Source organism: Planctomicrobium mucosum (assembly GCF_051466335.1).
Taxonomy (GTDB): domain Bacteria; phylum Planctomycetota; class Planctomycetia; order Planctomycetales; family Planctomycetaceae; genus Planctomicrobium.
Map to the genome: position 1 here is coordinate 2,135,633 of NZ_CP195793.1, position 14,098 is coordinate 2,149,730.

Annotated in this window: 11 protein-coding genes and 1 tRNA gene; 1 reads left to right on the forward strand and 11 read right to left on the reverse strand. The window is 51.2% G+C overall.

Annotated features, from left to right (window positions below; translation table 11 throughout):
• Positions 1-46 precede the first annotated feature (46 nt).
• The 6 genes from SH668x_RS08665 to SH668x_RS08690 form a co-directional block, all read right to left on the reverse strand.
• Positions 47-1,141 (reverse strand): ATP-binding protein, encoded by a 1,095-nt coding sequence (locus SH668x_RS08665; RefSeq protein ID WP_437188295.1) that lies wholly within the window; start codon positions 1,139-1,141, stop codon positions 47-49.
• A complete protein-coding gene (locus SH668x_RS08670; protein WP_437188296.1) occupies positions 1,041-1,952 on the reverse strand; it encodes a hypothetical protein in 912 nt (303 codons plus the stop codon). Before SH668x_RS08670 ends, SH668x_RS08665 begins: the two co-directional genes overlap by 101 nt.
• Positions 1,949-2,230 carry a helix-turn-helix domain-containing protein gene (locus tag SH668x_RS08675; RefSeq protein ID WP_437188297.1) on the reverse strand — a complete coding sequence of 94 codons (282 nt, stop codon included), beginning with the start codon at positions 2,228-2,230 and terminating at the stop codon, positions 1,949-1,951. Before SH668x_RS08675 ends, SH668x_RS08670 begins: the two co-directional genes overlap by 4 nt.
• A complete protein-coding gene (locus SH668x_RS08680) occupies positions 2,227-2,454 on the reverse strand; it encodes a hypothetical protein (RefSeq protein ID WP_437188298.1) in 228 nt (75 codons plus the stop codon). The genes SH668x_RS08675 and SH668x_RS08680 overlap by 4 nt, the downstream gene beginning before the upstream one ends.
• A 164-nt stretch (positions 2,455-2,618) precedes the next feature.
• Positions 2,619-3,500, reverse strand: a complete 882-nt coding sequence (locus tag SH668x_RS08685; protein ID WP_437188299.1) for a hypothetical protein — start codon at positions 3,498-3,500, stop codon at positions 2,619-2,621.
• A gap of 103 nt (positions 3,501-3,603) precedes the next feature.
• Positions 3,604-4,899 carry a tyrosine-type recombinase/integrase gene (locus SH668x_RS08690; protein WP_437188300.1) on the reverse strand — a complete coding sequence of 432 codons (1,296 nt, stop codon included), beginning with the start codon at positions 4,897-4,899 and terminating at the stop codon, positions 3,604-3,606.
• Between the two features lie 167 nt (positions 4,900-5,066).
• On the opposite strand from SH668x_RS08690, the gene SH668x_RS08695 reads away from it, so the two are divergent.
• A tRNA-Ile gene (locus tag SH668x_RS08695) sits at positions 5,067-5,140 on the forward strand.
• Positions 5,141-5,408: 268 nt separating this feature from the next.
• Here the strand turns inward: SH668x_RS08695 and SH668x_RS08700 are convergent.
• From SH668x_RS08700 to SH668x_RS08720, 5 genes are all read right to left on the reverse strand, one after another.
• Positions 5,409-6,761: a hypothetical protein gene (locus SH668x_RS08700; protein WP_437188301.1), complete on the reverse strand. Its 1,353-nt coding sequence runs from the start codon at positions 6,759-6,761 to the stop codon at positions 5,409-5,411.
• A 30-nt stretch (positions 6,762-6,791) separates the two neighbouring features.
• Positions 6,792-10,067: an SUMF1/EgtB/PvdO family nonheme iron enzyme gene (locus SH668x_RS08705; protein WP_437188302.1), complete on the reverse strand. Its 3,276-nt coding sequence runs from the start codon at positions 10,065-10,067 to the stop codon at positions 6,792-6,794.
• A 241-nt stretch (positions 10,068-10,308) separates the two neighbouring features.
• Positions 10,309-11,238, reverse strand: a complete 930-nt coding sequence (locus SH668x_RS08710) for a type II secretion system F family protein (RefSeq protein WP_437188303.1) — start codon at positions 11,236-11,238, stop codon at positions 10,309-10,311.
• 29 nt (positions 11,239-11,267) lie between these two features.
• Positions 11,268-12,134, reverse strand: coding sequence for a type II secretion system F family protein (locus tag SH668x_RS08715; RefSeq protein WP_437188304.1), 867 nt, complete (start codon positions 12,132-12,134; stop codon positions 11,268-11,270).
• Positions 12,131-14,083, reverse strand: a complete 1,953-nt coding sequence (locus SH668x_RS08720) for an ATPase, T2SS/T4P/T4SS family (protein WP_437188305.1) — start codon at positions 14,081-14,083, stop codon at positions 12,131-12,133. The genes SH668x_RS08715 and SH668x_RS08720 overlap by 4 nt, the downstream gene beginning before the upstream one ends.
• Positions 14,084-14,098 lie beyond the last annotated feature (15 nt).

The following is a 14,098-nucleotide window of genomic DNA, read 5'->3' on the forward strand; positions in this document are numbered from 1 at the left end:
GACATCGGAGAGGGACGAAGTGAAACGAGTACGGTGGGCTGATCTGTCATTGAATGACGCTCTCACATTCGCGAAAGCTCTCCCAGTTGCAGATGACGATCTTCGCGTTGTCAATCAGCCGATCCCAAACTGGGGCCGAAAAGATCTCTCGGGCATACCTGCGGGTCTCTTCCATGGGAAGATTGATTGTCATCCAGGTGGGCTGCCTTTCCCGCCAGCGTCCTTCCACCACGCGATACAGGCAGTCTGTCTGAAAATCAGAAAGCGATGCGCCTGCGGTGTGTGCTGGATCGGAGATGCACAGCAATTGCGCCTTCAGCATGGGATTCACAATTCGATCTTCATCACCCGATTGACCTCGGGAAGCGTCCTTCAGCTTTGCTCGCAATTCTGCGCCATTTTTTAAAACGACATTTCCATCCAGTGGGAGGAACACTTGTCGCATGAGGGCATGCATCAGGTGATCTTTCCCTGCTCCCGGCGGGCCGAGGAACAGAATGTTCTGTCCCGCCTGAATCGACTCCAGCAAATTGATCTGCCGTAACTCTCCTAGTACGCTGCGTTGAGCCTCCCGCTCAATGTCAGCCCCTTCTTCCTCAAAGTTCTCCAGCGACGAATCCACAAACCGGCCGGCCATTTTCGGCCATGCTACAGCGTTGAGATACGCGATTCGCTCTGCTCTCCGCTTCGCCTCGAAAGCGATGCAGCGGACCCGCTCTTCCTCGCGAAGTTCCTCCTGCATCGCCGCATAGAGTTCTGGATATCGTCGACTTGCTTCGAGCCGGGCTTCTGCGCGTTCTTTCATCTTCAATTCGCTTTGGCGGCGATTTGCCGAGTCTTTTCGGGATCGAAAGAGTTCAGGATTCATGAGGCGGTAAGCATTGGTCAGCTGCTCACCTTCCTCCTGACGAATCCGCAGATCATCGAAGATCGCCGCTTCTTCGCTGCTGATCGACGCGCTCACCTGCCGGTCGGCGATCAGCTTACGGGCCGCCTCCTTGGCCTCTAGTCGCTCCTGAACGATCTCGTCGACCTTCAGCTTAAAAATCTCGCTTGCCGATTGATTTCCTTGCCGTTTCGGGATTGTGAATGAATCCTGAATTGGTTCGGTTTGAGACGTTGCTTGTGCTGGCTTTTCCATTGGACGAATACTTTCCTTCTAGGATTTTTGTGACAGAATCAGTTTTCAAAAAGAAATCAACATCAGCGACCCAGCCGCGTTCGTTCTCGCCTCTCAGGAAAGGCGAAATCGGTAAGCGAGCAAGAGCTGCAGGCCAGCTCTCCCGCCAATCCCGGTCAGAAAGTCGCGACTTCAAGGCAGCCTTGCGTTTGCCGCTGATCTTGCTGCACTTGGGGAACGGAGCTGGCAGATTGTTCCATGCATCAACGACGTCTTGAAACTCTTTAGTCGGGGGAGGGGGTGGCTTTTCCCCCTCTTCTAAAGGGGTAGGGATCAGGGGAGGGGTTTGGGACAGGGTTGAATGATTGTGCCGATCACTTCCCGATCGTTTCCCATTAGAGTGACAATGCGCTGTACTCGATTTGTCCTCTTGATTCCCGTTGCGCTGTATTTCGGAAAGCGCAACTGGCATGGAATCGCCTTCATCACTCGGTTGATCATCGATTCCAATTGCCTCTTGTGGGATCAATACCCAGTATCGTCCCGCTTTCCCCTTTCCCCCTTCCTCATAATGGAGCCAGCCTGCGTCAATGAGTGTCTTCCTGATTCGAATCAGGGTCTTTTGCTGACTGATTCCAAGAACCGTCATCAGCTGACCGTTAAACCAAGTTGTGGCACGTCGGTAGTGTGCCGCGTCTTCCGTGTGGGCAATTACCATCAGCAGGTAACACGCATCAGCTCCCAATTCGTTGGCGAGACAGACCTTGACCATCAGGCGGCAGAATTTGTGAGCAAAGAACGAATCTCGTTGCGGATAAGTGGGAGCGTTCAAAACGGCCCTCCCGCACCTCGCGAGAGCTTTCTCCGGCGGGGAGAATGTGGAACGGATGTCGCGGCAACAGGGTTTACCTGTCCGGCCTCGTAGGCTTCCACGGCAGCCAAAGTAACGCGCCATCGCGGCTGACGACTTGTCGGCGAAGCAACGTTGAACGCAGGCAGCTTGCCGGAATCAATCAGCTTTCGTACGCCCTCTGGCTTGCAACGCCACCGTCTGGCGATCTCAGGAGGGGTGAGAATCTTGAAATCGGAATTTGTTTGAGGGCTGCTCATTTGCGCCCTCTTGGGTTTTGCCGAGCGCCATCCTGCTGATCCAGCAAGAATACGATTCTCAGAAACCCGTCACGATTAAAAATTGGCCGAAAGTCTGCAATTGCAGTTGGCTGGATTTCCGGATGCTCGCTGAGCAAAGCTTCAATTACGGAAACGGGGCGCATCGTCAACTCTGAGATGCGTTTTAGCGTCAGCAGTGCATAAGGTTGCTTCGTATGTGGCATGTATACCTCCTCAATAGAAGCAGTTGAGGAGGGGAATCTGGAGTGTTAATTAACTTGAATTCTTCGTAACACCCGTTGGAGCTGTGATTTGTGATTTCGGGATTTGTTTTACGATGCGAAACATTTCGACATAAACAGGCATAGTCCAGCATAGGAACGCACGATCAGTTTCTCTGATCATTTCGTTGTTCTAGGGCTAACATTCGAATTCTAGCTCGCTTTTCAGCTGAATAACCTTCCCATTCTGGCGAACCCTCAAGCACGAAATCTACTGAAAGTGTGCTTAAGTCATCTGGATTAGACCCATTCATTTCATTCAATGTGAATGGGTCTGTTGCAAATTCTTTTTGCCGTCGCGTTTTCTTATTGGAAGCTGTGATTCGCTTCTCAATGGCCTCTTGATAAACAGTTAACTTTTCGACAGTGCGTGCGTCACATCCAATTATCCTTGCCCAATGTGCTTTTGTGGTGTTTCCTGCAAGCTCAGTAGCTAGTTCCCTGGCTCTCGCCTCAGCATCTTCAGTCTTCATGCGAGTCCGCTTGGCTTTTAACGCCTGATGTTCGCATTTCTCGCTTGGTACCGTTGGAGGAAAAAGATCACTAGCGATTTCATTACTCATTCGGCCGTTGCTGTTAGCCTCAATGCATGGAGATCTCGTGTGGAAGTTGTCAACTATGAACGAGGCCAATAGCGTTTCTGCTTCACGTCGATTTGGGATTGAGATGGGAGGAACTGCAATGACTCCGGTGAGATGTTCGATCCATAAAATAGCATGTCTTAAGACCACCGTTATTTTCTCGATGGCTGGACAGTCGTCCAAGCCAAGCAGGCGGCGTGGATACTCGGAGGAGAGGAATTGTTTTCGATGCGTTTGTAACCACTCAAGCAGTTCGGCAGTGGTTGTAAAAGGGGATTGACCACATGCATAGAGGCCCATTCCATTGAAGGTGTCGCGTAGACTTACTCCCGGTGGCAGATTTGCAGCTTGTCGCTGAATTGCCTCGCAGAATTGGACAGCCTTAACTCTTCCCGTTTTGTCCGACATTATCCAGATTCCATGCTGGCACCTGAGAATGATCGAGCGTGGGGAAAACAGTCAGGTAACTGGGATTCAGGGCAGCGCCCTATCCCCACAATGCGGGATCATATCATCCAGGCGGAAATAGCCAATGACGAACAACATCCACGACGGCCCGCAGACGTTCTTCACTGATCTGGCCTTGGCGATAGACCGCAGCCATTGATTCGTCTGTGTGCCCCATAATCGCGTCGACAGCGACCTGATCCTTGGACTCACCAGCCTGGATCTCGAACGTTCTCCGCAGTGTGTAGAAGCCCAAGCCATTTCGCCCGTTGATGTTCAAGGCGTGAAGTAGCTTCCCGAATGCTCGCGAAATATCATCTAAAACGCTCCGGGGCTTCTCATTCCCTTCTTCATCCAGTCCCTTACCTGCCATTCGCACCCAACGGCGGCGACTTCGCGTGAGGAACACTAAACCTTGATCTTCGTCTGTACGCGGTCGTAACCGGCGTTCGATGACCTCGGAGAGTGCAATCACGGTTTCCGGCCAGAGAGGGATCTTGCGAGGAATCTCCGTCTTTGGACGCGGGTAGCTCATCCAACCTGCATTGAGATCCAAGTGGAATTCGGAAAGACCAGAACAGTCTGTGTTGCCGAGCCCTCCATTAATCCCAAGTAAAACCATCGCCTTCAATTGCGGATCAGGTTTCAGAGTCACTGGCTCTTCCTGCCCCACAATGCCGACGGCCTCTCCCTCCAATGCTCTCAGCAGCGTTCGGATTTCAGCTGCGTCGAACATCTTGGGGCCGGCTTCATTGCGAACCCGCCTGAGTGTCTTCTTCGATGGTCGCTCGAAGGATTGCCCAAACTTCACGGGTACTGGAATCAGCTCTTGGTCAGCTGCAAACTTAAAGATAACGCGGCAGCGCGTGATCTCATTACCGAGCGTTCCGGCACTGAGCTTCTTCGCCAGTCCTCTTCGAAACGCTTCAAAGTCGAGTGGACGTAGGGATTCAACGGTCCGATTTTTTCCGAAGTGTTCAATCAGCAATTTGCAGGAACGGAAGTAGTCGCGATAGCTCCTTTCCGTCAGCTCACCGGTCTCCATCTTGTTCCGCTTGGCAGCTAGGAATTCGTTGCAAAGAACTCTCAGTTCGCAACTCTCGATGGCCTTCACGGCATCTTCAGGCAGCGACTCGCTTTTCAGGATATAAGGCCATTCGCGATTGAATCGGTCGAGTGCGGCTCGCCAGTTCGCTTCGAACTGTTCGGTACCCGAGACCCCAATCGGCCCGAAATAATGGGAAGCTTTATTGAACTTTTTAACCCATCGTCCGGAAGGATGGGCTGTCAGTGGAAAGTCTTTGTAAGGCTTGCTGTACTTCGGCTTGCGAGAACGGCGCGAGACTGTAGACTTTTGCATCGGCATCACCTTGGCAAGAACTCGGTGGTGTTCGACGCCCGGATGTTGCAAGCATCGCGGGCATCACTTTCTGCAGTGACAAAAGCATACCGGGTGTCACAGTGGAGTGTCAAATCGAACTTTTTGTCGATTTGCTATTGTTGTAAGTTGCTTTTTGACAATAAGTTGGGGCCGTAGCTCAATCGGTTAGAGCAGCGGACTCATAATCCGTTGGTTCTGGGTTCAAGTCCCAGCGGCCCCACTTTTTGAAAGAGCTCGTTGCCTGGTGTCAGCGAAGTTTCTGTAGCTGCATGATTTTGATGGAAGTGAATTGAACACTGAGGGTGCGTTCTTCCAGAAGCAGTTTCTCCCCAAAGATTCCATTTCTGCTTTTTGACTTCGTCACGTGTTCACGTCTCGTCACAAAAAATCAGGTGTCGCTTTCCGAGACACCTGATCGCTCTGATTGGACTCTGTCATCAATTGTTCGGGCCGCTCCCAGTTGTTGCAGGGGAGAGCGGCTTGGTCGGTCAATTGACGTGCTTTCTTTCGATCCCTGCTCGCAGCATGAGAGCGTGCAAGTTCAACTGAATCTCAGAAAGTTTTCGTCGAGCGCGTCCAACTTCATTTTTGTCGCTCACGTCGTCGGTCCTGAAACCGTTGACGTGTTCTGAGAGATGGTGGAGTTCGCCATCGAGTCCGGAAATCTTCGCCCGGCCTTCGTCGCTGATCTGATCACCATTGAGGAGAGTACAGAGTTCAAGGCAGACGTTCTTGAACTCTGTCGATTCGTTATGAGCCTCTTTGAAGTCCGGGTTCGTTTTATAATTGTGATCAATTGCTCTGCAGAAGGAATTCGCGGCGATGGCCAGTTGATTCGCGAGGTCTTGCGAGGAAAATTCCTTGGAAAGAGCCTCGGCCTGCTTTTTTAATTCGGTGGAATCAGAAGTTGCTTCGCTCTTGAACATCACCGAGATGAACGAGTGCATCGCACCTTCGGTCTCTTCAAACTTCTCTTTGAGCGACTCCAAATCCGCTTTCTGCACAGCGTCGTTGTTTTCGCTGCTACTCAGCTTGTCACCAATTTCATGAGTCAATGTGTTTACGGAGGAACTCACAGTGGTCAGTGCCTCGACTGGCTGTTGCGCGTCGACGAGTCCTTTGATCTTGTGGGCGTCCATGTACAGAGTGAAGGACTGCTGAAACGTATCCGCGAACTTGTCAGGCGCGACTTTGAACATTCCTTCAAGGGCAGTTTTTAATGCATTTGATTTCTCTTCCAATTCGCTAGCACCGCGGTTGGCTTCATCCCAGTTAATCTCATCCTTGAATTTGAGTTGAGCGGCGTGGTCGTGATCATGATCGTGGTCTCCTTCATGATCATCTTTGATTTTGAGCAACTCCATGACTTCATGCAGTGCTTTCTCGGTTCGTTCAAACCTCCGGTTGACCTCGTCTTTCGCTCGGGTGGAGACATTAGTTCGTTCTGAGAATTCCGGGAGGTGGTTCTCGATGTGGTGAATCTCGCTAGAAATTTGCTTGAGGTAGCCGCTCACTGATGCGGAGGACGAATTGAGTAGAAGAGCCTGTTTCACAGATTTGGTTTGCTGCATGATCTCGTACGCTTCCCGATAAGCGTCGTAGAATGCTTCGGATTGGTCGTTGTATGTATTCCACAGACCCCAGCAGAGATCGTTCGCTGCGAATCGCAGTTCTTCAGCAGCCTGATTGATTTCTGCTGTCGTAGCGGTGACCGCAGAATCGTGTTCTTCGTGTTCATGGTCGTGCTCTTCGTGCTTCTCGTACGCATGAATGAATGTTGTCGTCAGGAGTTCTGCGGGCAGAGCCAGAGCGAGCGCCAACATCAATCGGTTTCGGAACATCGCGAATTCCTTGTTTGAATACAGGGACGACTATTTGATTCCGGCCATTACAACTCGTAAACCGGCTGACGAGACTGCATTGTCAACGCGAAAAGCATCGCGTGCTGAAGAAGAGATAAACTTTCGGTTGCGATTCCAGCATCCTCCGCGACGAATCGCAGTGCTCGAGGGCCTGACAAATTGCTGTGACTCGCTGTCGAATATGTCAGCGCACCATTCAGTCACATTTCCGTGTGTGTCATACAGACCGAAATTGTTACTCAAGAGTTGCGCCACGGGGCGAAGAGAAATTGCGTTTCCAGTGTTCTCTTCGAAATTTGCGTACTCGGTGAGCTTGTCGGGCTCACAGGAAAACTCCGACTGAGTTCCGGCTCGACAGGACCATTCCCATTCGATCTCAGTCGGCAGGCGATACTCCCAGTCACTTTCTTCCGGCGGGCGTTTTCTTTTATTGAGTTCCTGGCAGAATCTCTCTGCATCTTTCCATGTGATGTAAACCGCCGGGTAGTCGTCACCTTCCGGAATTCCTTTAGTGTGCCAAGGTTTCGTTCCCATCACCTTCAGCCACTGGGCCTGTGTGATTTCAGATTCCGACATATAGAAAGGTTTTTGAATCGTGGCTTTTCTCGCAGGGAGTTTGTTCGCCGGGCTCAGATCTTCGTTTTCAGCGCCAAAGGTGTAATCCCCGGGAGGAATGATGATCATTTTGAAGCCGACTTCATGAGGGCGTTCGGCAGACAAATTCAGCGATGCGGCGTAGCTTAACTGAGCTTCATGGGCTGCTTTGCGGTCGAACCGGGTGGCGAGTGGTTTGGGGTCGACTTTCATCGGGAGAGTCAGCTTGAAGTTCAGGGCTTTGATATCACTGCGAGTCAGTTTGAATTCTTTCGATTGTCCACCCTTGGTGAGAGTGATTGTGCTCGGTTGATCGGAGAGCGGGATCGCCAATTTGGGCGGTCTGTTTGCAATGAGAAGTCCATCAACTGTTAATTGAGCGTCCCGAGGCTCGATCGTAAAAATCGGATCGAGATTCAATTCAACTTTCGTGGAGGCTGTCGGCTGGAGCGTTATCGATTTGGTTTCGTAATTGGGATGTGAAGCGTTGACGTCGAGTTTCGTTCCTTCCTCAAATCGATATTCCCATGCTCCATTTCGAATTCGCACTTCGGCATTGTTTATTGTCATTTTTGCATCGGGTGGGTCCGTAACACCGTTGACCGTGAAATACAGAATTGGCTCGAGCTTCAGGTCAATTGCTCGAGCATTGTTGTTGAACCCTTTTAACTCTGCGGAGGGAATCGTTTTCGAGATTCGCTTGTATCCGTTTTTTGAAAGGCTGATTTCAAACGGGACAGTCTCTTCGGATTCCCAGGTCCACTTTCCGTTTGCGGCCAGAATCGGCTTTTTGTTGATGATGAGAGTCGCATCTTTCGGATCGATGGACCCGGAAACTCGAACTGCGGGGGTTTTGGAGAGGGCGATGTTAATCTTGTGAGCACCGGGATCGACGATGTTCCGTTCCCAAGGATCGTAACCGGAGAGACTACTTTGGAGTTTGATCTCCTGCATCTTGGCCGAGGACCATTTCCACTTTCCTTCATTCACCTCAATGGCGACATCATTGATGCGAAGTGTTGCGTTTGCTGGCTTTAAAGTGCCAGTCAGCGTGACTTCAGGAAGCGGAAGCAGTTCCACACGAAGGTCGTGCACCCCTTGTGTATACACGACTTTTTCCCAGTCCTCATAGCCCTCCAGCGAGGCTGTGACCAGAACGGATTTCGCAGTCATGGAGTTCCATTTCCATACTCCATCTTTATCTTTGGAGGTGACGGTCTCTCCGTCGACTTTGACCATAGCATTCGGAGGGGTCAGTGTGCCGGCTATTTCGATGAGTGGTTTGGCCTCCAGACGGACGTGGTGATCGAATCGACCCGTCTTCGTGACCGTGTCGACCCTGCTGAAGTAACTGGGTTTGTCAGCTTCGATTTTTACTGGATCTGCAACGAGCGAAGACCATTCCCACTTGCCATTGACCACGTTAACGGGAACGTCATTGATCTTCAGACTGGCATCGGGTGGATCGATGGTCCCGTTGATTACGATCTTTGGATCGGGCTGCGGATCTGGAGGGATGGCTGATTCAACTTGGGTGACCGTTTGATTGCCCATCCATTGGGAGATCATGTCGTTCTGATACGCCCAGAGGAGTCCACCAAGACCGAGCATCAGCAGCAGTGCCAGAATTGGGATCCAGCGTCGTTGAGGATTGCGGTTGTGGCTGGAAGTTTTTTTAGAGGCTTCCTTGGAAGAGATGGTACGCTGGTCAGGGGGCGGTTCCTTCCTGTGATTTGTTGGCGGATCCGGCTTCCTCTTCTCCTCGATGGGCAGAGCAGGCACGTCGGCTGCCCGATCGCTCGAGGTTTTATCGCTTGGGATATCACTTTCGGATTGGGGGGTGGGCTTCTCGTCAACAACGACCCGACCACTAATTAAAGAATAGAGGGGTTGATGACTTAAGCGGTCGAGCGCCTCTTTTGCGGATCGGGGACGGTTCGCAACATTCTTTGAGAGCATTGAGTCGATGACCGTTGCCAAGTCTGTGGGGACACCGGGCACGTATTCTTTGACTGGCTTAAACGGCGTGTCCGAAGTGTGCCAGCGCAGCCACCCGGTATTTGCGAGCTTGGGGTTGTCGAGAACGATCGGAAACAGACTGTCGAATTTCGGACCAAGCAGCGATTCGAGGGCAATGATCCCCAAGCTGTAAAGATCCAGTTCCGGCCCAATACGACCGAACGATTCAGAGATCATTTCAGGAGGGAGGTACTTGGAGTATTCATGAGGTCGCACTGCGCGGAGGTCTTCGAGAGGTTGCCCGTGAAAGAGGCCGAATGACACCCGCCGCTCGTCAAACAGCAATTTTTCGGGAGAGATCTGAGAGTGCAGCGATTTGTAATCAGTGTGCAGAGCATGTAGTGCGTCAAGCGTCTGGTTCAGTAGGGATCGCACCTGATCGGCGTTGAGCGGTCCTTGTTGATTGATCTGGTGAAGGTCCCCTTTGAATTTGTCCGCAATGACCTGACCTTTGGATTCGTTCAGCGAAATGATCCGAAGAAATCCCGGATGTCTGATCGATACAAGATAGCGTGCTTCTTCGAAAAGTGCGTTTTTGATGTTGTCGTCAGATTCCAACTCCTCAGTGACAGCGATAACCGTGACATCCCGCCTCATTGAAAAATCGTACGCCTCGCTGACAACGCGATAGTCATTTCGAGACAGTTCACTGAGAATTTCAATGTCAGGCATTGCTGTTGTATCACTCTGTTGTGACTGAAATGGATATTAAAAATCGTCACATAGGAATGGCGGGAAATCAATAAAAAATGTCATAAGACATTCTCGATTGTTGGTCAACGATTGATTGGCTGCGATTGTAAAGGGGGCGATAGGGAGTGGAATGTATCGGATGCGATGATCGTGGATTCGGTAGCCTCGATTATTGATAAGAGAATAGATTTCCGTGTAGGGTTTAACGTGACTAATTGATTTAGAATCCAATGCCAGTCCCGTAAAGGATTGGAAGTAGAATCGGTCCCATGATCGCGATGACACAGGCCAGCATGATGCACATGTTCGGTCCGGTCATTTTGATCTCGGCCTCTTTGGCCAACCGTTCTGCTAGCTGACTTTTCCTTAAATGAATCTGTTCAGACTGAATTCGCAGGGTGTTGACGATTGAGGTCCCGTGTTCCCTCCCTTTGATGATTGCAAAGACGAGTTCTTTAGCGTCTTCACTTTTCACACGGTTGACCATTGTTTCTAACGCCTCTTCGGGGCGCAGTCCGAGATTCGCCTGCTGATTCACCCGCCCGAACTCGTAACCAATTGGATGTTTTTTATTTTCATTCGCGACGACTTTCATTGAGTCGGTCAGTTCTGCTCCCGCTTCCATATTGAGTGTCAGCAAATCGATGGCGAATGGAAGTCGGTATTGAAACTGCTTCCTGTAGTGAGACACGCTGGAACTGAGGGACAGAATCGTCACGACATATGCGAGCAACCCGAAGACGCTGGAAATGACAAACGAGATGATGACTGGCAGGAATATTGACAACAGCATAAACAGAACGAGAGTCGTGACTAACGCAATGGCGATTTGAGCTGCGAAGTACTCGCTCGGCGTCCACGGTTCTTCGGGTAGCGTCAACGAGATTTCAGTGGAAATTGCTTCATTTCTTTCCGGGCTGGTAACGCGAGTGAAGGGCATGAAGTCGCGGATCGTGTTTCCGCAGTTGCGGTATACGGACGACGCCTTTTTCAATGAATCCCGTCGTTTGACCTCCAGCCCCTCCAATCCCGCGCGAGAGGAGCGGTCAGGGGTAAATATTCGGATCGTTATCCATGCAATGGTTCCCCACGCCAGACCTGTTGCCACCAATGCAGCGATCATCAGGAGATTGTCACTGGTCATTCCCATCGTATTCCTCCAGATTGACATGCTGCTCGCTAAAGCTTCATTGAAAGAATCGATCGACTCCAGGCGATTGAACCGGCGATCATGAGGATTGTCATGGTCATCAGAACTTGGCCGACAATTGTGGTGAACATCAATTGTGTGCCGCTGGGGTGTAATACTCCCATGACTGCCAGGAACAGAAACGGGAACAGCGACAGAATCCAGACCACCTGGCGTGCTGCCGCTGTTTCAGAAAGCATGCGTCGTTCGAGTCGTTGAACCTCGTTGATATTGTTTGCGATCTTGTCCAGCATGACTGTTTCGTTTCCGCCGTGGTCGTAACAAGTGGCGATTGAAATTGCAAAAATCGAAAACGTGTCCAGATTCAATCGGTCTTTCGCCGTCCCGATCGCACTTTGTAGTGGCATGCCGCCGCGGAAATCCCGGGAGATTCGCGAAAACTCGGAACGAATCGGCTCTGGCAGTTCATTGACGATTTCTGCGATTGCTTGCGGGAGAGACATTCCGGCACGCGAAGCACTGGCCAGTCCTGTGCAGGCGGCGGCCAGCTGATTTCGGAGAAGCACTTTGTGCGTTTCGACGCGATTGCCAAGGTAAAGTCTGGGAATGATGAGGAACAATACGCCGACAACTCCAGTGAGAATGTACATCTTGATGACGATGCCAATAGAGAGAACAACGATGGCGATGATGGCGACGATTCGAGATCCCAGAAATAGCCCGGGGAGTGTATAGCCAGAATCCTGAAGCGGTTTGACGAGACCGTACAAGTAGAGCAGGGTGACCTGGTCCCAGACGCGAAAGATTGGAGTGGTTCCGACCACAACAGCAATGAAGACCAGAACGCAGCTAATGATCGGCAGATATGGAATTAACTGGGGAGGAACGGAGATCATTTGGCCGCCTCCTGAATCGCTGTTTCAAACTCGAAGAACGTGTCCATGTTGATGAGATTTCGTTCAATGAGGTCTGTCATGAAGGACGGCAAATGCCCTGTCGGGTGAATGGCGTCATCCCCTTCTTCCATCAGGAATAAGTTTCGCAGTTGAATTCCCGTTCCGTTCTCTTTCATCCCGACGACTTCCGTAACTTGAGTGACGCAGCGACGTCCGTTGGAAAAGCGATGTAGCTGTACAATCAAATCGATCGCAGATGCAATTTGTCGATGAATTGACGAGATCGGTAAGTCTGCTGCCATCTGGACTAGGACTTCCAGTCGTAGAATGACGTCCTGTGAGGAATTTGCGTGAATGGTTGTCAGCGAACCGTCGTGGCCGGTGTTCATCGCTTGGAGCATGTCGAGTGCCTCTGCACCTCGACATTCCCCGACGACGATTCGGTCTGGTCGCATGCGGAGAGAGTTTTTGACAAGATCCCGAATCGTGTAGGCGCCGACTCCCTCGACGTTCGCGTTCTTGGTCTCCAGACGAACGCAATGGTCTTTACCGAGTCTCAGTTCTGCTGTGTCCTCAATCGTAACAATGCGCTCTTTTCGAGGAATGAAATCTCCCAGGCAATTCAGCAGAGTCGTCTTTCCGGTTCCGGTCCCACCGGCAACAAGAATGTTCCGCCGGTTAATCACAGCAGCTTCCAAAAATTCAGCGACGGTTCTTGTGACCGCCCCTTTCTCAATGAGATTCTCAATCGTCATTTTGGACAGAGGGAACTTTCGGATTGTTAAACTGGGGCCGCTGACTGCCAATGGCCGAATGATTGCGTTTACTCGGCTTCCATCTTCCAACCTCGCATCGACCAGTGGGTGCGAGCGGTCAATGCGCCGTCCAACCCGACCGACAATTCGGGAAATGATTGATTCGGAAACCTCGTCTGAAAAGAATCGCCGACCAGTCAATTCGAGAACGCCACGCCGCTCCACGTAAATCTGCTCGCAACTTACGACCATGATTTCGGAGATTGAGGGCATCCGGAGCAATTCTTCCAGCGGACCAAGGCCGAAGAGAACATCTTTGATCTGTTGTTTGATATATCTGAGAGCGAGATATTCCTGAAAATCGACGTCCGCTTGCTGGCAAACCCGTTGCCAGGAGGTCCAATAACCCGCGGTGAGTCGATCCACGAACTCGCTCACGTCGTTCGATTGGTTGCTGCGAAAATCCTTCAGGATGTGCTCGGCTAACTCGGTCAGATCATGTTCTCGTCCGGAATGGACAGTGAGCAGGTCCGACCAGATCGATTGCTCCACTAGAGCAGAATCTCCTTTTTGGCTGCTTGATTGGAGTAGCGAAGAAAGCAGGGCGTTGTAGACAGACTGACCGGCGAGATGGTTCAGCAGTTTCAATTGTCGCGCAGATTTGAGGTTGGAACGCGTCGCGATTGTCGCAATATCGACTTCCAGAACAGCCAGCAGTTCGAGGAGTCGATCTTCGTGCTCAGGCTTGAATTTTTTCTTCTTACGAGAGTCGAGGAGTTGATAAGTCTCTTCGAGGTGAGCGTCATCTTCTTCCAGAAGCGTTTTATGCACATTCCGGAGCAGCATCGAGGCATGCTCATCAAATTCCGAGTGAAGTGACGACCCTTGTGTTCCGCTTCCGGTTGACTCGAGCGTGAGTTCGTACGGAAACAGATTGATCGGCGAAGCGGAACTGATCTCCCGTTTCTCGCCGGTTCGAACCTTGATCTCGCCAACTTTTGCAGAATTTCCTCGTAAGACGACGAGTTGCCATCCAGATGAGGTTTGCTCAATCACCGCTGCGTGTTCCGCAACCGTCGGACTTTTGAGCACGATGTCATTGCTGGGATCACGTCCAATCCGAACGATCGATCCAGAGACGCTAAAGATCCCTTTGTCGTCATCCAGTACGAGATTGTTCCATCGAATTCGCATGCTCAGTTACTCAAC

What these genes read in the sequence shown, in the direction of transcription:
- SH668x_RS08665 (WP_437188295.1), bottom strand. Translation starts at nt 1,141, where the DNA reads ATGGAAAAGCCAGCACAAGCAACGTCTCAAACCGAACCAATTCAGGAT.
- SH668x_RS08675 (WP_437188297.1), bottom strand. Translation starts at nt 2,230, where the DNA reads ATGAGCAGCCCTCAAACAAATTCCGATTTCAAGATTCTCACCCCTCCT.
- SH668x_RS08680 (WP_437188298.1), bottom strand. Translation starts at nt 2,454, where the DNA reads ATGCCACATACGAAGCAACCTTATGCACTGCTGACGCTAAAACGCATC.
- SH668x_RS08685 (WP_437188299.1), bottom strand. Translation starts at nt 3,500, where the DNA reads ATGTCGGACAAAACGGGAAGAGTTAAGGCTGTCCAATTCTGCGAGGCA.
- SH668x_RS08690 (WP_437188300.1), bottom strand. Translation starts at nt 4,899, where the DNA reads ATGCAAAAGTCTACAGTCTCGCGCCGTTCTCGCAAGCCGAAGTACAGC.
- SH668x_RS08700 (WP_437188301.1), bottom strand. Translation starts at nt 6,761, where the DNA reads ATGTTCCGAAACCGATTGATGTTGGCGCTCGCTCTGGCTCTGCCCGCA.
- SH668x_RS08705 (WP_437188302.1), bottom strand. Translation starts at nt 10,067, where the DNA reads ATGCCTGACATTGAAATTCTCAGTGAACTGTCTCGAAATGACTATCGC.
- SH668x_RS08710 (WP_437188303.1), bottom strand. Translation starts at nt 11,238, where the DNA reads ATGGGAATGACCAGTGACAATCTCCTGATGATCGCTGCATTGGTGGCA.
- SH668x_RS08715 (WP_437188304.1), bottom strand. Translation starts at nt 12,134, where the DNA reads ATGATCTCCGTTCCTCCCCAGTTAATTCCATATCTGCCGATCATTAGC.
- SH668x_RS08720 (WP_437188305.1), bottom strand. Translation starts at nt 14,083, where the DNA reads ATGCGAATTCGATGGAACAATCTCGTACTGGATGACGACAAAGGGATC.